This is a genomic window from Caulobacter sp. GW821-FHT12A07 (genome assembly GCF_058807655.1).
Genome location: NZ_JBXAQX010000010.1, coordinates 91076 through 109104 on the forward strand (window position 1 = coordinate 91076; position 18029 = coordinate 109104).

The following is an 18029-nucleotide window of genomic DNA, read 5'->3' on the forward strand; positions in this document are numbered from 1 at the left end:
CCGTCCTCGCGGGGATTGGGGAACGGCGAAAACGTTAACACGGGCTACGAAGGCCGTGCGTGAACCCTGGGCGATGGTTTCGTGACAACCTGGCCGTGAGCGACCGAAACGAAAAACGCCCCGCCTTTCGGCGGGGCGTCTGTCTCTTACTTCGCGCCGTTTATTTCGCCTTGTCCATCAGGCCGGCGAAGCGCTCGAAGATGTAGAGGCTGTCGGTCGGGCCGGGCGAGGCTTCCGGGTGGTGCTGGACGCTGAACACCGGCTTGTCCTTCAGGGCGATGCCGGCGTTGGTGCCGTCGAACAGCGAGACGTGGGTCTCCTGCACCGGCTCGGGCAGGCTTTCGCTGTCCACGGTGAAGCCGTGGTTCATCGACACGATCTCGACCTTGCCCGTGGTCAGGTCCTTGACCGGGTGGTTGGCGCCGTGGTGGCCCTGTTCCATCTTCACGGTCTTGGCGCCCAGGGCCAGGGCCAGCATCTGGTGGCCAAGGCAGATGCCGAACACCGGCTTGCCGCTGGCGACGAGCTTCTGGATTTCCGGCACGGCGTATTCGCCGGTCGCGGCCGGGTCGCCCGGGCCGTTGGACAGCAGCACGCCGTCGGGATTGCGGGCCAGGATGTCCTCGGCCGAGGTGGTGGCCGGAACGACGGTGGCGCGGGCGCCGACATGGGCCAGGGCGCGCAGGATGTTGCGCTTCACGCCGTAGTCGATGACGACCACTTCGTACTTGGGCTTGTCGAGCTTGGCGTAACCCGCCGGCCAAGACCACAGGCCCTCGTCCCAGGTGAAGGTCTGGGTGGTGGAGGCGTCCTTGGCCAGATCCAGGCCGACCACGCCCGACCAGTCACGGGCCTTGGCCTTCAGGGCCTCCAGGTCGAACTTGCCTTCGGGCGAGTGGGCGATCACGCCGTGCGGCATGCCGGTCTCGCGGATCTTGCGGGTCAGGGCGCGGGTGTCGACGCCGGCCAGACCGACGACGCCGCGGCGCTGCATCCAGCCGTCGAAGTCGCTGTTGGCGCGCCAGTTGGCCGGATCGGTCGGGACGTCGCGGAAGATCGCGCCGCGGGCGGCCGTCTCGGCCACGCCGGTGACCTGCTCGACGTCTTCGGCGTTCGTGCCGACATTGCCGACGTGCGGGAAGGTGAAGGCCACGATCTGGGCCATGTAGGACGGGTCGGTCAGGATTTCCTGATAGCCGGTCATGGCGGTGTTGAAGCACACCTCGCCGACCGCATCGCCGACCGCGCCGCAGCCGACGCCTTGCAGGACGGTGCCGTCAGCCAGGACCAGAACGCCAGTAACGCCGGGGAGAAGGTCTTGGGACATCTCGGAAAAGCGCCTCCAGAACGCATGGTCATTTTCGCAAAAAGGCGGGCCGGGGAGAACCCCGCCCGCCTGCGCAAACGGCGGCGTGTTTAGGGACCTTGGGAGGGGGGGTCAACCCCTTGGATCACGCGTTTCCCCGCCGCCCGCCACATTACCGTGATCGACGAAGACGCCCCCTCGCGCGCGCGGCCCTCAAGCCCTTATGGTGCGGGGCTTCAACGCATAAGAACACGGGAGGACGGCCCATGCTCGAACTGCGCCCCAATTGCGAATGCTGCGACCGCGACCTGCCGCCCCAGAGCGACCAGGCCCGTATCTGCACCTTCGAGTGCACCTTCTGCGCCGATTGCGCCGACGCCCGATTCCGGGGCGTCTGCCCCAATTGCGAGGGCGACCTGGTCGCCCGGCCAATCCGGCCCGACGGCAAGCTGCACCGCTTTCCCGCCTCGCTGCGGCGGATCAACAAGGCCCACTCGGCCTGTCCGCGGCCGCCCCCTCGCCCCGCTCCCGCACCCGCTCCGGACGGCCGGGGTGTGGCGCTTTAAGCGCACACTGGATCAATCGGTCGCATGCCTGGATCGTTCGGCGGTTCACGGTCGTTAACTCGTCAGGCCCCACAAGCTTGGGCGTAAACGAGGAGACCAGAGCCATGACCGTCGCCGTCCACGATCGCACCGTCGCCGCCCCGCGCGCGTCGAAGATCGCCTGGTCGCGCCTCCCCGGTCAGAGCCTGGCGGGTCAGGCCCTCGGCATGGTGCTAAGCGCCGGCATCGTCGCCAGCGGCGCCCTATTCGTAATCCTCAGCTTCTGAACTTAAACGGGTCCGGCCGATTGCCTTCGGGCTCTGGTCGTGCACCGTGCGGGCGCCTCTCAGTTGCGAAGGAGCCCGTTCGATGTGCGACGACGACATCCACCAAGGCCTTGTCCATGACCCCCGCGTCTCGCGCCGCACGTTCGGCCTGATGACCGCCGCCGTCGTGGGGGCCGCCGCAGGCTCGGCCCAGGCCAACATCGCCCTGACCGCCTCGGAGGACGTGACCATCAAGACGCCCGACGGCGAGGCCGATGCGGCGCTGTTCTATCCCGCCCGCAAGGGGTCCTGGCCGGCCGTGCTGATCTGGCCTGACGTCATGAGCTTGCGGCTGGTGTTCCGCGACATGGGCTTGCGCCTGGCCTCCGAGGGCTATGTGGTCTTGGTCCCCAACCTCTATTACCGGGCCAAGAAGGCGCCGGTGGTCGAGGGGGCGTTCAACTTCGCCAACCCGGACGACCGCGCCAAGCTGACCCCGCTGCGGGCCACCGTCACGCCCGAGGGCACGGACCGCGACGCCCTGGCCTATGTGGCCTTCCTCGACGCCCATAAGGCCACCGACAAGGGTAAGAAGATCGGGGTGCAGGGCTACTGCATGGGCGGCCCGCTGGCCTTCCGCACGGCGGCCGCCGCGCCGGGCCGCATCGCCGCCGTCGCCAGCTTCCACGGCGGGGGCCTGGTCACCGACCAGCCGGCCAGCCCGCACCTGCTGATCCCCAAGACCCACGCCGAATATCTGATCGAGATCGCCGACAACGACGACCAGAAGGAGCCGGAGACCAAGGACAAGCTGAAGGCCGCCTTCGCCGCCGCCAAGCGCCCGGCCAAGGTCGAGGTCTTCGCCGGCGCCGCCCACGGTTGGACGGTCAAGGGCAGTCAGGTCTACAACGAAACCGCCGCCGAAACGGCCTGGGCCAACCTGCTGGACCTCTACAAGCGAACCCTGGGGTGATGTCGATCCTGGGGTGATGTATCAGGGGGCATGAGCCTCATCACCACGGTCGGCGTCGACGCCGACGACACCCTCTGGCACTGCGAGACGCTGTTTCGCCTCTCCCATCAGCGGTTCGTCGAACTGCTGGCGGAATTCGGCGACGAGGAGCGGATCAACGCCCAGCTGGCCGTGACCGAGAAGAAGAACCTCCGGGTCTACGGCTACGGGGCCAAGGGCTTCACCCTGTCGATGATCGAGACCGCGCTGGACCTGACGGACGGCGCGGTTTCCACCCGGGTGATCCGCGAGATCCTGGCCGTCGGCCGCGAGATGCTGACCGAGCCGGTCGAGCCCCTGCCCGGCGTCGAAAAGGCCCTGGCCGAGCTTTCCAAGCGCTACCGGCTGATCCTGATCACCAAGGGCGACCTCCTGCACCAAGAGCAGAAGCTGGCAGCCTCGGGCCTGGGCGACCTGTTCGCCGCCGTCGAGATCGTCTCGGAGAAGGACGCCGGCACCTATCGCCGGGTGTTCGAGCGCTACGGCACGGGCGCCGAGCAGGCCCTGATGGCCGGCAACTCGATGCGGTCCGACATCCTGCCGGCGCTCGAGGCCGGAGCCTGGGGGGCGCTGATCCCCTACCCGCTGGTCTGGGCGCATGAGGCGGCCGAAGCGCCGGTCGGGCATGAACGCTACGTCGAGCTGGCTTCGATAGCCGAACTGCCGGCCTTCGTGGATCACGTATCCAGATCGTGACCTTCTCCCACCGTCCAACCCGTCTCCCATAGGGAGAAGGAGGGGCCCGCGCCGCAGGCGTGGGAGGATGAGGGGTTTCGGCGGTCGAGGGTGTAACCCCTCACCCTCCCACCGCTTCGCGGCGGGCCCCTCCCTCTCCCTATGGGAGAGGTTTCTTTTTCTTCCCCCACCCCGCGATCGCATCCCGGGCCGGCTTCTCGAAATACATCAGCGACGCATAGCTCACCGGGATCAGCGCCAGCCCCCAGGCCAGGCACCACAGGCGCATGACGTCGCCGGTCAGGTGCAGCATGCCCAGGCCCACCCAGTTCAGGGCGATCTTCAGCACGATCGGGTGGAGCATGTAGATCGAGTAGGATAGCTGCCCCCACGGTGCCAACCAGCGCACGACGGGGCCGGCCTTCACAGGCGCGTTGTCGGCCGCCACGCCCAGCAGGCCGACGGCATAGCAGGCGAACAGCAGGATCCCGCGGTCCAGCTGTACGGCCGCGCCGGCCACGAAGGCGACGCACGATCCGAAGAACCACCACCGCGCCCCCGGCAGCCGGCCCAGCGGTCCACGGATCCCATAGGCGATCATGCCGATCATGAAGCCCGGCGCGGCGCGGGCGATCCCGAAGTCGGCGGTCCACATGTGGAAGGGCTGGCTGGCGGCGGGCACGAACAGCGGCACGGCGAACAGCGCCGCCAGGATCGCCGTCGTAGCCAGGGTCAGCCAGGCCGTCCCCCGTCCCGCCAGCCACAGCAGGGCCGGCAGGATCAGGTACATCGCCCACTCGGCGCTGATCGACCAGCTGACGAAGTTGAAGGTCTGGGCCCGGCAGATGCCGAAGGCCTGCAGGTTCAGCAGGTTGGGCACGACGCAGGCCGGGTCGTAGCGGCTGGGGTCGCGATCGTTGACCAGGCCCAACACCCCGGCGACGGCGATGACGACGAACACGCCCAGGGTCAGCCAGTGCAGCGGCATCAGCCGCGCCACCCGCTTCTGCAGGAACCAGCGGAAGTCCGAGACCGTGCGGATGCGGCCGGTATAGACGGCGCTGATCACATAGCCCGAGATGACGAAGAACAGGTCGACGAGCAGGCTGAAGCTCTTGACCGTGTCGTCCACCGCCTGCCAGCGGCCGTCGATATTGATGAACCGATTGAAGTGGAAGACGACGATCAGCACCGCCCCCAGCGCCCGCAGGGCGTCCAGGTGCAGCATGTCGTCGGAATCGGTCTTGAGCGGCGGAAACGGTTTCACGCCGCAGTGGTGAGCGCCCCCGTAACGACGGTCAAGTTCGGACGGTCAAGCTCGGCCGGCTGGGAGCTTGCGACGGATCACGCCCACCACGCTGTAGGCATAGGCCGCCGACACCCCGCAGAAGTCGGCGATCAGGTCGCCGAACGACATGTCGCGGCCCACGAAGTGCTGCACCACCTCGATCAGCGCGCCGAAAGCCACCAGCACCGCCCCGATCCGCCAGAGCCGGCTCTTGGGCATGGCCAGGCACCCCAGCACGGCCAGGACGTAGAAGACGATGAAGTGCTTGGCCTTGTCCCACGGGATCAGTCCGACGCTGTCGTCGCCCGGCGTGACCGCCTTCCAGAAGGCGTAGGCGGCGGCCGCCGCGAACACGGCGAAGGCCAGCCAGTTGATCTTGCGCTTGAAGCTGCGGGACATCAGGGCTCCTGGAGAGACGCGAGCCCTGCCCTAGCCGCTCACCTGGGGCTTGAAAATGGCGGCGGGCGGCCTTCACGGCTTTCATTCGAAAGCTGCACGGAAACTGCTTATCCCGACGGGTCTTCCCAACCCGCGTCGATCAGGATCGCCAGCCGCTCGGCTTCGGAGAAATCCGACGCCATCCGTCCCAGGACCGGCATGCACCGGTGGATCGCGACCACGGCGAGCGCGCTGCTGACCACATCGGGATCATCGGCCGTGCGCAGGGTGTCGAGCGCGGACGAGAACAGCGTCGTCCAGGCCTGCGCATAACCAGACGCCAGCCAGTCGGAAAGCGGCGGATTGCGATCATGGCCGCGCGACTGCTCGATGGTCGCCGCCAGGGCGTAGGCGTTCCAGCCGCCCGCCTTGCCGGCCGCCGCCAGCCGGGCCAGGTGCGGCACGGCGGCGTAGGAGGCCAGGTCGACATCGCCCTGGTGGTGAAGCTCTTCCCAGAGCTCGGACCAGGCAGCTTCTACATTCAGGCCGTCCTCGATCGCCCGAAGCGCCTTTCGAGGATCGCAGGGCAGCCGATAGCCGCCAAGCAGGCCTCCCCATCGCTCGTCCGAGAAATCCATGCTCGCCCCCACGAAAAAGCCCCCGGCCTGGGCCGGGGGCTGATCGAACCCTAGAAGGTCTCCGCGAACTTTAGAAGGTCAGCGCGCGGGCTTCCTTCACGTGCGGCAGGGCCTGGATCTTGGCCAGCAGCTCTTCGCTCGGGGCCTGGTCGACGCCCACGAGGGCGATGGCGTCCTCGTCGGCCGAGACGCGGCCCAGGTTGAAGGTGGCGATGTTGACGCCCGCTTCGCCCAGCAGCATGCCCAGCGCGCCGATGAAGCCCGGCTTGTCCAGGTTGTTGATGTAGAGCATGGCCGGCGAGAAGCCCGCGTCCAGCTCCATGCCCTTGACCTCGACGACGCGCGGGGCGCCGGCGATCACCGTGCCGGCGAAGACGCGCTTGCCCTTCTCGGTGGTGATGGTCACGCGCAGCAGCGAGTCGTAGGTCGGGCTCTTTTCCTGGCGGCTCTCGGAGACGGTGATGCCGCGCTCCTTGGCCACGGCCGGAGCCGAAACCATGTTGATCTCGGCCAGCATCGGCTTCAGCACGCCGGCGAGAGCCGCCGAGGTCAGCGGCTTGACGTTCAGGGCGGCGACTTCACCTTCGAAGGCGATGTCGATGGCCTTGATGCCGAAGTCGACCATCTGGCCGGCCAGGGCGCCGATCTTCTCGGCCAGGGCCACGAACGGCTTCAGCTTCGGGGCTTCCTCGGCGCTGACCGAGGGGCTGTTCAGGGCGTTGGTCACGGCGCCGGTCAGCAGGTAGTCGCTGACCTGCTCGGCGACCTGCAGGGCCACGTTCTCCTGGGCTTCCGAGGTCGAGGCGCCCAGGTGCGGGGTGGCCACCACCTTGTCCGAACCGAACAGCGGGTTTTCCTTGGCCGGCTCGGTGACGAACACGTCGAAGGCCGCGCCGCCCACGTGGCCGTCGTCCAGCAGCTTGCGCAGGGCGACTTCGTCGACCAGGCCGCCGCGGGCGCAGTTGACGATCAGCACGCCCTTCTTGGTCTTGGCCAGGTTCTCGGCCGACAGGATGTTGCGGGTCTTGTCGGTCAGCGGGGTGTGCAGGGTGATGACGTCGGCGCGGGCCAGCAGGTCTTCCAGCTCGACCTTCTCGACGCCCATCTCGATGGCGCGCTCGGGCGACAGGAAGGGGTCGTAGGCGACGACCTTCATCTTCAGGCCCAGGGCGCGGTCGGCGACGATGCCGCCGATGTTGCCGGCGCCGATCAGGCCCAGGGTCTTGGCGTACAGCTCCACGCCCATGAAGCGGTTCTTCTCCCACTTGCCGGCCTGGGTGCTGGCGTCGGCGGCCGGCAGTTGGCGGGCCAGGGCGAACATCATGGCGATGGCGTGCTCGGCCGTGGTGATCGAGTTGCCGAACGGGGTGTTCATCACCACCACGCCCTTGGCGGTGGCGGCCGGGATGTCGACGTTGTCGACGCCGATGCCGGCGCGGGCGATGACCTGCAGCTTGTTCGCGGCGGCGATGACGTCCTTGTCGAGCTTGGCGCCCGAGCGGATGGCGATGCCGTCATAGTCGCCGATGACGGCGATCAGCTCATCCTTCGAGAGACCGACCTTGATGTCGAAATCGACGCCGCGGTTCTTGAAGATGTCGACGGCGGCCGGGGAAAGCTTGTCGGCGATGAGGACGCGAGGAGCCATGTTGCGTGTTCCTTGATCGGTGGCGGCCGGTCGGGCCGCGATGTCTGTCTTGAAAGCCGCGCTCAGCGAAGCCAGCGCAGCATGTGCGGGAAGGGAGGGACGCCGCGTTCGGCCGCCAGGCGGGGCTCGACGCAGAGGCCGTAGTACTGGAGCAGCGGCACGCCGATGGCGCCGCCCGACGCGAAGGTCTCGGCCAGCCAGGCCGCCTCGCCCTTGTAGCCTTCCGGATGGAAGACCACGGCGGGATCCAGACCCAGATGGGTCAGGGCCGCCCAGGACCAGGCCAGCGTGGCCATTTCCTCGCCGTCGGTGGGCTCGAGCCGTTCGGCCTGGCGGCTTTCGGGCTCGGTGACGGCGATGTGGCCGGCCTCGTGCAGGATGTCGCCGGGATGGGCCAGGCGCCGCTCGTCGATCACCAACCCGCCGAACCGAATGTCCAGTCCCGGCAGGAAGGTGTCGTCGGGCAGCTCGCCCGCCCTCACGTCGATGCCGAGGTCGATGACGAAATCGGCCAGGCGCTGCGTGAGGGGGTCGGCGAACACCAGCGTCAGGCCGCTTGCAGGACCGCCGCCTTGGTTTCCGAGAAGGCCCAGTCGAGCCACGGGGTCAGGGCTTCGAGGTCCGAGGCCTCGACCGTGGCGCCGCACCAGATGCGCAGGCCGGCCGGAGCGTCGCGATAGCCGCCGATGTCGAGGGCCGCGCCCTCCTTCTCGAGCAGGCTGGCCAGCTTCTTGGCGAAGTCGGCCTGGGCGTCGGCCGGCAGGGCGGCGATCTCGGCGTCGACCACCTTCAGGCACACCGAGGTGTTGGAGCGGATTTCCGGCGAAGCGGCCAGGAAGTCGACCCAGGCGGTCTTCTCGACCCAGTCGGCCAGCACCTTGAGGTTCTGGTCGGCGCGGCCCTGCATGGCCTGCAGGCCGCCGATCGAGGCGCCCCATTGCAGGGCGTCCAGGGCGTCTTCCACGCACAGCATCGACGGAGTGTTGATCGTCGCGCCCTCGAACAGGTCGAGCGTGACCTTCCCGTTCTTGGTCATGCGGAACAGCTTCGGCATCGGCCAGGCCGGGACGTAGCTTTCCAGGCGGGCCACGGCGCGCGGCGACAGGATCAGGATCCCGTGCGCGCCCTCGCCGCCCAGCGCCTTCTGCCAGGAGAAGGTCACGACATCGAGCTTGGTCCAGTCCAGGTCCTGGGCGAAGGCGGCGCTGGTGGCGTCGCAGATGGTGATGCCTTCACGGTCGTCCGAGATGAAGTCGGCGTTGGGCACGCGCACGCCCGAGGTCGTGCCGTTCCAGGTGAAGACAAGATCCTTGGCCGGATCGACCTTGGCGGTGTCGGGCAGCTCGCCGTACGGGGCGCTCAGCACCTCGACGTCGGGCAGCTTCAGTTGCTTGGTGACGTCCGTGACCCAGTCCTTGCCGAAGGACTCGAAGGCCAGGAGTTGCACGGGGCGGGCGCCCAGCATCGACCACATCGCCATTTCGACGGCGCCGGTGTCCGAACCGGGGACGATGCCGATCAGGAAGTCGGCGGGCACTTCGAGCACGTCGCGCGTCTGGTCGATGGCGGCCTTCAGGCGCGCCTTGCCCAGCTTGGAGCGGTGCGAGCGGCCCAGGACCGCGTTCCTCAGATTTTCGGGGGACCAGCCGGGGCGCTTGGCGCAGGGGCCGGAAGAGAACTCGGGGCGAGCCGGACGGATTGCCGGCTTGGCGAGGGTAGTCATGGCGATGTCTCCCATCCTTACAGATGGACTGCGCCCCGTTGGGGGGGCGTGGCCCGCCGGCGAAAAACCCCGTTTTCGGTCGGAAGGCAAGAGCCATTTTCTGGAATTTTATTCCGCTGGGCGCGACCGATCGTCCGCGCTCGGCAATTATTTTGCGGAACGGGCCTTGCGGCGCCAGGCCAGGATCGTGCCCAGCAGGATGCAGGCCAGCACCCCGATCGTGTTGATGTTGTTGACCATCTTGTAGAGGTTGTCGTGCGCCTTCTCGGCCACGAGGTAATAGGCGTGCAGGCTGAACTGCACCGCCTGCAGAAGCATCGCCACGCCCAGCCAGGCGCTGACGAAACGCATGGCCAGCAGCAGGAAGACCACCGCCAGGGCCGCATCGTCGATCAGCAGAATCACCGGCTGGATCGCCGGCGGCAGCAGCAGGTGGATGGCCGAAACGCCGACGCTGCCGATCACCACCGCCAGGGCGGCCAGCCGTTCGGCCTTACCGCCCTTCGCCCACGCGAGCGCCGCCAGCGCGATGATCGCGCCCCATATGACGACGGCGATGAGGTTTCCAAACATGCGCAAGGCCCCTAACGCAAATTAGGGGCCTTGCTAAGTTAAAGTCTTGCAACTTCGCCGTCAGGCGACGCCGCGCAGGTCCGTCGACTTCTGACCGGTGGTCGTGACGTTGTCTTCCTTGACTTCCACACCCGCGAGTTTGGTGCGGATACCCACGCGGAGTTTCACTTCGCTGAGCTCGTTGTGCATGCCGACCATGGCGCTGCGGGCTTCTCCCAGCGCAGCCAGGGCCTCGACCAGCTTCGCGCTGGCCTTGTCGCCGACGACGGCCGACAGACCAAGGTCCTTACGGGCCTTCAGCATGTCCGACATCAGTTCGGCGGCGTTCACCATCGCCGCATCGACGGCGTTTTCGGTCGCAAACAACTTGTTGGCGACACGTTGAGCAACAAACACTTTTTCCACGTACCCGACTCCTCCAGAGAACCGAGTCAAAAGGTAAACGAATCATTAATGTCGCCGCAATCGAAAATGCGCCCTAGCGTTGTTTTGTCGCGACTGCACCTGGGGCTGGAAGCGAAGCGTTAGGAACCTGCCGGCAAAATGCACGTGCTTGACCTGCCGGAAGGCCCATGGACGACACGAGGCACATCTCCGAAACTTCGGCTCACGCGCCTTTACAGGCGCGGATCGCCGGCGTTGCGCTGGGCACGACGATCGCCGCCCTGACCGCCGCATGCCTGTGCTTCATGCTCCAGCAGTGGAGCGTCGCCCGCCAGGAAGCCCGCGAGAACCATCGCGTCCTGGCCGAGATGGTCGCCGCCGGCGCCGCCTCCTCGCTCGCCGACCATAACGCCGCCGGCGCCAGCCGCGCCCTCGACGCGGTCATCAAGGCCCCGCACGTGGCCGGCGCCCGCCTCACCGACACCTCGGGCCAGATCGTGGCCCGCATCGGCGTCGAGAACGAAGACAACGTCGAGACCCTGACCCGTCCGGTGACCCTGTCGGGCCGCAAGGTCGGCGAACTGTCGCTGGTGGCGCGCCAGCCGAGCCTGGTCGAGATCCTGGCCCGCGACCTCGCCCTGACCGGCGCCCTGTTCTTTGGGGCCGCGGGCCTGGCCATCCTTCTGGCCAACAGCCTGGCCCGGCGGATGACCAAGCCGATGCAGCGGCTGTCTGACGCCATGCACGACATGGCCCAGGGGGGCCGCTACAGCCCCGTCCAGCAGGCCAGCGACGACGACGTCTTCCACAGCCTGACCGACAGCTTCAACCACCTGGTGGCCCGCCTCGAGGCCAATGACCACGACCTGCGCTCGGCCATGGGCGAACTGGTCAAGGCGCGCGACGACGCCAACGCCGCCAACGTGCTGAAGTCGCACTTCCTGGCCAATATGAGCCACGAGATCCGCACGCCCCTGAACGGCGTGCTGGCCATGACCGAAGTGATGGCCATGGACGACCTTTCCTCCAAGCAGCGCGAGCGCCTGTCGGTGATCCGCGAGTCGGGCGGCCTGCTGCTGGCCGTGCTCAACGACGTGCTCGACCTGTCGAAGATCGAGGCCGGTCGCCTGGAGTTGGTCGAGCGCGACTTCGACCTTTCCGCCCTCGCCTCCTCGCTGCGCGAGACCTTCGTCGACCAGGCCCGCGACAAGGGGCTGGACTTCGGCGTCATGGTCGCCCCCGAGGCCCTGGGCGGCTGGCACGGCGACGTGGATCGCCTGCGCCAGATCCTCAACAACCTGGTGTCCAACGCCCTGAAGTTCACGCTGGAAGGCGCGGTCTCGGTCCGCTTCGCCTCGGCCGAGGACGGCTCGGGCCTGCGCATCGACGTCACCGACACCGGCATCGGCATCGCCACCGACATCCTGCCGCGCCTGTTCGACAAGTTCGTCCAGGCCGACAGCTCGACCACCCGCCGCTTCGGCGGTTCGGGCCTGGGCCTGTCGATCTGCCGCGAGCTGGCCGCCGTCATGGGCGGAGGCATCCACGTCCAGAGCCGCGAAGGCCAGGGCTCGACCTTCACCGTCGTCGTGGCCATGCCGCGCGGCGAGGGCGAGATCGCCCAGGCCGCACCGGTCGACGAGCCGTCCGACGCCGCCGCCGGCCGCCGCCTGCGCGTGCTGGCCGCCGACGACAACCTGACCAACCAGAAGGTCATCGCCGCCGTCCTCGCCCCGCTGGGCGCCGAGGTGGCGCTGGTCGCCGACGGCGCGGCCTGCGTCGAGGCCTGGCGCGCCGGCGGTCACGACGTGATCCTGATGGACATCCACATGCCGGTGATGGACGGCGTCGAAGCCGCCCGCACCATCCGTTCGCTGGAAGCCGCCGAGGGCCGCGCCCGCACCCCGATCGTGGCGGTCACCGCCAACGCCCTGGTCCACCAGGTCGAGGGCTATCTGGCCGCTGGCATGGACGGCCACGTGGCCAAGCCGATCGAGGTCACCAAGCTCTACGCCGCCATCGAGGACGCCGTGGCCGCCGCGGCCCGCATGGCGGCCGCCGCCTGACCTCCCCCTCGTCCTGAGCTTGTCCAGGGACGTCTTCAGGTAGATGAACCCAACATAACGACGGGCTCAGAACCGCTTCAGGCGGGACGTGGTTTCTTCTCCTCAACGCCGCCGACAAGGACGGCGGATCAGATTGAGAAGGAACCGAACCGATGAAGAAGATCATTCTCCCGATCGTTGCGGTCTCGGCCCTGGCGGCCGCCACCCTCCCCGCCGCGGCCATGGCCCAGCCCATCAACCAGCGCCAGGCGCAGCTGGAGCAGCGCATCGACCGCGGCGTGCGCAACGGCGACCTGAACCGCCAGGAAGCCCGCCGCCTGAACGGCGAACTGCGCGAAGTGGCCCGCCTCGAATACCGCTACCGCGCCGGCGGCCTGAACGGCTGGGAACGCGCCGACCTCGACCGTCGCCTGGACCGCATCAGCGCCCAGATCCGCTACGAGCGTCATGACCGCGACTACGGCCAAGGCTACGGCCGCGGCGACCGCAACGACCACCGCGGTCGCTGGTAGTCTCGACTAGAAGGTCGGCTCCACCCGGAGCCGGCTTTCCACCACCGTAAGGCCGCGGCCGCGCAGGATCACGCGCGCGCCGCGGCTTTCGCATGAGAGGTCCCCGCCCCGGCCCGGATAGGCCTGGTGAAACTCCAGCGCCGTCTTGCCCAGCTTGTCGCCATAGAGCGGCATCAGGATGCAGTGGGCCGAACCCGTGGTCGGATCCTCGGGAATGCCCGCCGCCGGCGCGAAGAAGCGGCTGACCACCGCATAGGGCCGGCCCGCATCGGCCAGGGCGACGGCGATGACCTGGCCCTTGCCGTCGGTCGCCTCGCTTTCGAGACGATTGAGGGCGGCGAAATCCGGCTCCAGCCGCCGCACGGCCGCCTCGTCCTCCAGCACCGCCACCAGATAGGCGCCGGCCCAGGCCTCGACCACCGGCGCGCCCAGTGCGTCGGCCAGACCCTCTGGGATCCCGACCCGGTGCGGCGGATTGGCCGGAAAATCCATCTCCAGCCGTTCGCCGTCGCGCCGCACCCGCAGCTCGCCCGACAGGGTGTCGAAGGCCAGCACCTCGACGTCCGCGCCCAGTTCGGCGAACAGGGCGTGGGCGGACGCCAGCGTGGCGTGGCCGCACAGCGGGGCCTCCCTGGCCGGGGTGAACCAGCGCAGGCCATAGCGGGCCGGATCGGCGGTCTTCAGCAGGAAGGCCGTCTCGGCCTGGTTGTTCTCGGCCGCCAGGGCCTGCATCCAGGCGTCGCTCGGCCAGCGATCGAACGGCTCGACCACGCAGGCCGGGTTGCCCTTGAAGGGGGCGGACGCGAAGGCGTCGATGGTCCATTGGCGCATGGGGCTTCTCCCGAAAATCAGGCGGCGACGTCTTCGGCCGGCAGGAACGGCGTGATCGCCGCCAGGGCGCGGGCGACGTAAGCATCCTTCTCGCCCACCGGCGCGACGTAGCGGATGGCCTCCTCGGCCTCGGCCAGGCCCGCCAGCCGCGCGATAGTCCAGGCGGCCAGGTACTGCGAGGCCAGGCAGCCGCCGGCGGTGGCGACATTGCCGTGGGCCACGAACGGCGCGTCCAGCACCTGGACCCCGGCCTCGACCACCCAGGGCTTGGTCGTAAGATCGGTGCAGGCCGGCAGGTCGCCGACGAGGCCGAGCTTGGCCAGCAGCAGGGTCCCCGAGCACTGCGCGCCGATCAGCTGGCGTGAGGGATCCAGCTTCAGCCGCGACAGCAGGTCTGCATCGGCGGCGATCTCGCGGGTCTTCGAGCCGCTACCGATCAGCACGGCGTCTGCCTCGGCGGCGAACTCGAGGGGCTGCTGGCGCTGCACCGTCACCCCGTTCAGCGAGGTGACCTCCGGCGTCGGCGCGGTGATGTAAGCCGCCCAGCCCTTGGGCTTCATGCGGTTGAGGATCGCCGCGGCGATGAACGAGTCCAGCTCGTTGAACCCATCGAACGTCAGAACCGCGATCCGCACCGGAGCCTCCTCTTGCGTGAGGCTCAAGCGGTAACGGGCAATGATCCATGAAGCAAAAGGAGTATTGTCATCATGACAATACTCCTTCGCAGGTCGCCATGCGGTTGGCATAGCCTTGCTCGTTCACCGGCGATCGAGAAGGACGACGATGCCGAAGGCCAAGAAGAAGCTGCTGCCCAAGGACTTCGACGCCCTGCTGAAGGCAGGCGATCTCGCCGCGCAGCAGGCGGTGTTCGAGACCTGCGAACTCGACGCCCGGGGCGGCTACGGCAAGCAGACCGCCCTGGGCTTCCACAGTTGCTCCGACGATCTGGCGCGCTGGCTGGTCGGCCAGGGCGCCGACATCGAGGCCAAGGACAGCTACGGCCGCACGCCTCTGCACAACCGCGCCTCCAGCCTGTTCGGCAATGTCGAGACCCTGCTGGCGCTGGGCGCCGACGTGCACGTCCTCGACAACGACGGCGCCACGCCGCTGCACCACGCCGCCCAGTTCGCCAATCTCGACGCCGTGCGCCGGCTGCTCGAACGCGGCGCACGGGCTGACGCGCTCGACACCGCCGGGCTGACGCCCCTGGTCGCGGGCCTGCAGCGGTGCAGCAACGCCCAGATCGCGGCGATGGCCGGGGTCGCCGAGCTGCTGCTGGCGGCCGAGCCGCCGCGCAAGCAGGGCCTGGGCGATCTCTTCAGACGCTTCACGGGCAAGTCCGGCGACCGCGCCAACGTCACGCCGCGGATGCAGGCCTTCGTCCAGCGCATCGGCGAGAATTTCGAGTTCCACCGCCAGGGCTTCAATCCCGACTTTCTGGAAGAGACCAGCGCCGGGCTCGACCGGCTCTATGCGCTGTTCGAGGTTCCGCCCGTCCCGCGCCGGGTCATGCACGACGAGCGCGCGCCGATCGTCGCCAGATCGGCCAACTGGCAGGACCAGCACCAGGAACTGTGGGAACTGCTGGTTCCCTCCCGCGGCGCGGCCTCCACCGTGCAGGGCGAGGTGATCCGCATCACGGGCAAGGTCGCCAACGAGATCGACGGCAATGGCGCCGCCAACTGGGACGCCGACTACCGCAAAATGCTGCGCGCCTTCCTGGCGCACATCGGTTCCGGCGAGCCCCTGCCCACCGCCGATCGCGAACGGGCCGCGCGGCTGGCCGCCGAGATCAAGACCACCGAAGGCGCCGGCGCGGACCTTTGCGAACTGGCCGTCCGCTGGGTCGCGCTCAACCCGACGCCCGCGCCCCTGCCGGCGCCGGACTACACGCGGTGACGCCCGCCTAGCTCTCGACCGTCTTCGGCAGGCCGGCGCGGTAGACGAAATTGCGCAGCCGCACCTCGCCCGGCCCCGCCGCGTAGATCCCGACCTTCAGGCTGATGAAGCCGCCGAACACGTTGTGGTGCAGGCCCGAGACCTCCATCCGCGTGCCGTGGCGGGTCCAGGTCGCGCCGTCATCGTAGGAATACCAGTACGTCACGACGTGCTCGTCGTTGCGCACCTTCAGGCGGACGCTGCGGGTCTCGTGCTTGATCCGCGCCCAGGCCAGTTCCTCGGAGTACTGGAAGGTCTTCAGCGCCGTCGGGGTGACGCCCAGGCCGACGAAGGCCTTGTGATTGTAGAACAGCAGGATCCCCGCCTCGGCGTCCCCGATCAGGTCCAGCGAGATCTCGGCCTCGTACGAACGGTCGCCGACGATGCAGGTCAGGGGCGCGCTGTCGATCGGCGAGGTTCCAGAACCCTTCAGGCGCAGGCCCTTGGCCTCGAAGGTCGTCCGCTCGCCCTCGCCGGGCTTGGGGTCGTGAAAGGCCCACTGCAGGCCGAAGCGGTCGGCCGAGAAGTCGTCCGACAGGTTGAAGCCCGACGGCCCGGCCTTGCCGCCGCGCGGCTTCTTGATCGGCTTGGAGAGGTCGCCGCCCAGCGGCTTGAACCAGCCGTCGGCGGTCCATTCGATCGGCTCCAGCAGGGTCTGGCGGCCCAGCGTGCGAAAGCCGTTCTCGTAGGCGTGATAGACCATCCACCAGTCGCCGGCCGGGCCTTCGACCAGGCTGGCGTGGCCGCGCGACCACCAGGGCTCGGCCTCGCTGCGGGTGCGCACCAGCGGATTGTGCGGGCAGTGCTCCCAGGGGCCGTTCACCGAGCGCGAGCGGGCGGCGATGACCATGTGGCCGGTCACCGGCCCGGCCGTGCCGCCGACGGCGGTGATCAGGTAGAACCAGCCGTTGTGACGCAGCAGCTTGGGGCCTTCGGGCGCGAAGTTCTCGACGATCCAGTCGTCGGGATAGCGCCAGGGATCGTAGGCCTTTTCCAGCTGACCGTCGGTAGCCAAACCATCGTCGGTCAGGCGGATCCTGCGCACGCCGTTGACGAACAGGTAGCGCTTGCCGTCCTCGCCCACGACGTGGCCGGGATCGATGCAGCCGCTGATCTTCAGGTCGACCGGATCGCTCCACGGCCCCTCGATGCTGTCGGCCCAGATGGCGAAGATCGACCAGCCCTGCCCGGTCGGATCGGCCGGGATGTAGATGAAGTAGCGGCCGTCGTGCTTGACCAGGTCCACCGCCCAGATCGTGCCCAGCGGCTTGCGCAGCGCCGGGCCGACCGGGGTCCAGTTCACCAGATCCGTCGACTTCCAGATCACCAGGCCCGGATAGGCCAGGAACGACGAGAACGTCATGTAGTAGACGTCGCCGTCCTTGAGGATCGTCGGATCCGGATGATCGCCGGCGATGATCGGGTTCAGGTAGGTCCCGTCGCCCAGGTCGGCCGTGCGGCGACCGTCCGGACCCTTGCCCCAGGTCGGGACCGTAGCCTTGACGCTCGATTGGGCGACCGGCTTGGCCTCGGCGGCTTGCGCGGCCAGGGCGGGCGCGGCGGCGACGCCCGCCAGGAGGCCTTTGAACAGGGTGCGGCGCGGCAGGGCCATGGGGTCGCTCACGAAAATGATAGCGCTATCAAATTCCGTAGAGCGACGCGGCGGCGGCGTCCAGAGCCTCAGCCCTCGACGCTGATCTCCGGCCAGCGGGCCTTGGCCGAGCCGGTGGTGCGGGCCCAGCCGCCGGCGCCCTTCACCCGCAGCGGATTGGGCCGCAGGCGCATGGCGAAGAGGTCGTCCAGGCCGAACGGGGCCCAGACGCGCAAGGTCTCGTCAGCCTCCAGCCGCACGCCGACGCAGAAGGCCGTAGCCACGAACCGCTCCAGGGCCTCGGCGCTGGAGCGCAGGGCCGGATAGGGCTCGTCGGCGCCGAACTTCTTCTCGAACCAGAGATGGACCCGGGCCTGGTTGCGCACCTCGACCAGTTCGCGCAGCGGCGGCTCGAAGGCGGCGGCGACGCGCTGGATCACCACGTCCTCGGCCTCGTACGAGGTGTCGCGATCATCGTGATAGGCGACGTCGTAGTCCTTGATGCCGTAGTCCAGCGGCCGGCCGGTCAGGCTGTTGAACACCGGCTGGTAGACCGCGCCGGAGAAGATCATCCAGTCGGGCAAATCAAGGTCGCGGACGGTGCGCAGCACCTGCATCGTCGTCGGCGTGGCGCGGACGATCTCGATCAGGCGGG

The 18029-nt window shown here is 68.4% G+C and carries 20 protein-coding genes; 7 read left to right on the forward strand and 13 right to left on the reverse strand.

The window, feature by feature from the left end; all coding sequences use genetic code 11:
• Window positions 1-160 precede the first annotated feature (160 nt).
• Window positions 161-1327, reverse strand: a complete 1167-nt coding sequence (carA, locus tag AC1RRS_RS18985) for a glutamine-hydrolyzing carbamoyl-phosphate synthase small subunit (protein ID WP_492856462.1) — start codon at window positions 1325-1327, stop codon at window positions 161-163.
• A 245-nt stretch (window positions 1328-1572) separates the two neighbouring features.
• On the opposite strand from carA, the gene AC1RRS_RS18990 reads away from it, so the two are divergent.
• From AC1RRS_RS18990 to AC1RRS_RS19005, 4 genes are all read left to right on the forward strand, one after another.
• Window positions 1573-1872, forward strand: coding sequence for a DUF1272 domain-containing protein (locus AC1RRS_RS18990; protein WP_492856464.1), 300 nt, complete (start codon window positions 1573-1575; stop codon window positions 1870-1872).
• 104 nt (window positions 1873-1976) lie between these two features.
• Window positions 1977-2138 (forward strand): hypothetical protein, encoded by a 162-nt coding sequence (locus AC1RRS_RS18995; RefSeq protein ID WP_492856466.1) that lies wholly within the window; start codon window positions 1977-1979, stop codon window positions 2136-2138.
• Window positions 2139-2220: 82 nt separating this feature from the next.
• Window positions 2221-3090: a dienelactone hydrolase family protein gene (locus AC1RRS_RS19000; RefSeq protein ID WP_492856467.1), complete on the forward strand. Its 870-nt coding sequence runs from the start codon at window positions 2221-2223 to the stop codon at window positions 3088-3090.
• A 30-nt stretch (window positions 3091-3120) separates the two neighbouring features.
• Window positions 3121-3825, forward strand: a complete 705-nt coding sequence (locus AC1RRS_RS19005) for an HAD family hydrolase (RefSeq protein WP_487289134.1) — start codon at window positions 3121-3123, stop codon at window positions 3823-3825.
• A gap of 139 nt (window positions 3826-3964) precedes the next feature.
• On the opposite strand, the gene AC1RRS_RS19010 is transcribed toward AC1RRS_RS19005, so the two are convergent.
• The 8 genes from AC1RRS_RS19010 to AC1RRS_RS19045 all read right to left on the reverse strand — a co-directional run bounded on the left by AC1RRS_RS19010 (window position 3965) and on the right by AC1RRS_RS19045 (window position 10457).
• A complete protein-coding gene (locus tag AC1RRS_RS19010; protein ID WP_492856469.1) occupies window positions 3965-5071 on the reverse strand; it encodes an acyltransferase family protein in 1107 nt (368 codons plus the stop codon).
• A gap of 45 nt (window positions 5072-5116) precedes the next feature.
• On the reverse strand, window positions 5117-5491 hold the full coding sequence (locus tag AC1RRS_RS19015; protein ID WP_110121608.1) for a VanZ family protein: 375 nt from the start codon (window positions 5489-5491) through the stop codon (window positions 5117-5119).
• Window positions 5492-5598: 107 nt separating this feature from the next.
• A complete protein-coding gene (locus tag AC1RRS_RS19020; protein WP_492856471.1) occupies window positions 5599-6108 on the reverse strand; it encodes a hypothetical protein in 510 nt (169 codons plus the stop codon).
• Between the two features lie 70 nt (window positions 6109-6178).
• Entirely contained in the window at window positions 6179-7756 is a 1578-nt protein-coding gene (gene serA / locus AC1RRS_RS19025; RefSeq protein ID WP_487289131.1) for a phosphoglycerate dehydrogenase, read from the reverse strand.
• 62 nt (window positions 7757-7818) lie between these two features.
• Window positions 7819-8298: a hypothetical protein gene (locus tag AC1RRS_RS19030; protein WP_492856473.1), complete on the reverse strand. Its 480-nt coding sequence runs from the start codon at window positions 8296-8298 to the stop codon at window positions 7819-7821.
• 5 nt (window positions 8299-8303) lie between these two features.
• Complete coding sequence (locus tag AC1RRS_RS19035; protein WP_110121611.1) at window positions 8304-9479, reverse strand: phosphoserine transaminase; 1176 nt, start codon at window positions 9477-9479, stop codon at window positions 8304-8306.
• 147 nt (window positions 9480-9626) lie between these two features.
• A complete protein-coding gene (locus AC1RRS_RS19040) occupies window positions 9627-10052 on the reverse strand; it encodes a hypothetical protein (protein ID WP_487289129.1) in 426 nt (141 codons plus the stop codon).
• A 60-nt stretch (window positions 10053-10112) separates the two neighbouring features.
• Entirely contained in the window at window positions 10113-10457 is a 345-nt protein-coding gene (locus AC1RRS_RS19045; RefSeq protein ID WP_110121613.1) for a hypothetical protein, read from the reverse strand.
• 167 nt (window positions 10458-10624) lie between these two features.
• Here AC1RRS_RS19045 and AC1RRS_RS19050 point away from each other — a divergent pair, with 167 nt between their 5' ends.
• A complete protein-coding gene (locus AC1RRS_RS19050) occupies window positions 10625-12502 on the forward strand; it encodes an ATP-binding protein (RefSeq protein WP_492856475.1) in 1878 nt (625 codons plus the stop codon).
• A gap of 152 nt (window positions 12503-12654) precedes the next feature.
• The gene (locus AC1RRS_RS19055; RefSeq protein WP_492856477.1) at window positions 12655-13014 is read left to right on the forward strand and encodes a hypothetical protein; all 360 of its coding nucleotides are present in this window, start codon (window positions 12655-12657) and stop codon (window positions 13012-13014) included.
• A gap of 6 nt (window positions 13015-13020) precedes the next feature.
• Here AC1RRS_RS19055 and AC1RRS_RS19060 read toward each other — a convergent pair whose 3' ends face one another.
• Together AC1RRS_RS19060 and AC1RRS_RS19065 are read right to left on the reverse strand one after the other, a co-directional pair.
• Window positions 13021-13845 carry a PhzF family phenazine biosynthesis protein gene (locus AC1RRS_RS19060; RefSeq protein ID WP_492856478.1) on the reverse strand — a complete coding sequence of 275 codons (825 nt, stop codon included), beginning with the start codon at window positions 13843-13845 and terminating at the stop codon, window positions 13021-13023.
• Between the two features lie 17 nt (window positions 13846-13862).
• Entirely contained in the window at window positions 13863-14480 is a 618-nt protein-coding gene (locus AC1RRS_RS19065) for a DJ-1/PfpI family protein (protein WP_492856479.1), read from the reverse strand.
• 148 nt (window positions 14481-14628) lie between these two features.
• Between AC1RRS_RS19065 and AC1RRS_RS19070 the strand changes: the two genes are divergently transcribed.
• The gene (locus AC1RRS_RS19070) at window positions 14629-15744 is read left to right on the forward strand and encodes an ankyrin repeat domain-containing protein (protein WP_492856481.1); all 1116 of its coding nucleotides are present in this window, start codon (window positions 14629-14631) and stop codon (window positions 15742-15744) included.
• Window positions 15745-15751: 7 nt separating this feature from the next.
• Here the strand turns inward: AC1RRS_RS19070 and AC1RRS_RS19075 are convergent, their stop codons facing one another.
• Both AC1RRS_RS19075 and AC1RRS_RS19080 read right to left on the reverse strand, forming a co-directional pair.
• Window positions 15752-17395 (reverse strand): family 43 glycosylhydrolase, encoded by a 1644-nt coding sequence (locus tag AC1RRS_RS19075; RefSeq protein ID WP_492856598.1) that lies wholly within the window; start codon window positions 17393-17395, stop codon window positions 15752-15754.
• Between the two features lie 68 nt (window positions 17396-17463).
• Window positions 17464-17991 (reverse strand): nucleotidyltransferase family protein, encoded by a 528-nt coding sequence (locus AC1RRS_RS19080; RefSeq protein WP_492856599.1) that lies wholly within the window; start codon window positions 17989-17991, stop codon window positions 17464-17466.
• Window positions 17992-18029 lie beyond the last annotated feature (38 nt).

Bases quoted from the DNA above. Each gene is read 5' to 3' on its own strand.
- AC1RRS_RS19000 (WP_492856467.1), top strand. From the start codon at position 2,221: ATGTGCGACGACGACATCCACCAAGGCCTTGTCCATGACCCCCGCGTC.
- serA (WP_487289131.1), bottom strand. From the start codon at position 7,756: ATGGCTCCTCGCGTCCTCATCGCCGACAAGCTTTCCCCGGCCGCCGTC.
- AC1RRS_RS19075 (WP_492856598.1), bottom strand. From the start codon at position 17,395: ATGGCCCTGCCGCGCCGCACCCTGTTCAAAGGCCTCCTGGCGGGCGTC.
- carA (WP_492856462.1), bottom strand. From the start codon at position 1,327: ATGTCCCAAGACCTTCTCCCCGGCGTTACTGGCGTTCTGGTCCTGGCT.
- AC1RRS_RS19005 (WP_487289134.1), top strand. From the start codon at position 3,121: ATGAGCCTCATCACCACGGTCGGCGTCGACGCCGACGACACCCTCTGG.
- AC1RRS_RS19035 (WP_110121611.1), bottom strand. From the start codon at position 9,479: ATGACTACCCTCGCCAAGCCGGCAATCCGTCCGGCTCGCCCCGAGTTC.
- AC1RRS_RS18995 (WP_492856466.1), top strand. From the start codon at position 1,977: ATGACCGTCGCCGTCCACGATCGCACCGTCGCCGCCCCGCGCGCGTCG.
- AC1RRS_RS18990 (WP_492856464.1), top strand. From the start codon at position 1,573: ATGCTCGAACTGCGCCCCAATTGCGAATGCTGCGACCGCGACCTGCCG.
- AC1RRS_RS19060 (WP_492856478.1), bottom strand. From the start codon at position 13,845: ATGCGCCAATGGACCATCGACGCCTTCGCGTCCGCCCCCTTCAAGGGC.
- AC1RRS_RS19080 (WP_492856599.1), bottom strand. From the start codon at position 17,991: ATGCAGGTGCTGCGCACCGTCCGCGACCTTGATTTGCCCGACTGGATG.
- AC1RRS_RS19040 (WP_487289129.1), bottom strand. From the start codon at position 10,052: ATGTTTGGAAACCTCATCGCCGTCGTCATATGGGGCGCGATCATCGCG.
- AC1RRS_RS19070 (WP_492856481.1), top strand. From the start codon at position 14,629: ATGCCGAAGGCCAAGAAGAAGCTGCTGCCCAAGGACTTCGACGCCCTG.
- AC1RRS_RS19055 (WP_492856477.1), top strand. From the start codon at position 12,655: ATGAAGAAGATCATTCTCCCGATCGTTGCGGTCTCGGCCCTGGCGGCC.
- AC1RRS_RS19015 (WP_110121608.1), bottom strand. From the start codon at position 5,491: ATGTCCCGCAGCTTCAAGCGCAAGATCAACTGGCTGGCCTTCGCCGTG.
- AC1RRS_RS19020 (WP_492856471.1), bottom strand. From the start codon at position 6,108: ATGGATTTCTCGGACGAGCGATGGGGAGGCCTGCTTGGCGGCTATCGG.
- AC1RRS_RS19050 (WP_492856475.1), top strand. From the start codon at position 10,625: ATGGACGACACGAGGCACATCTCCGAAACTTCGGCTCACGCGCCTTTA.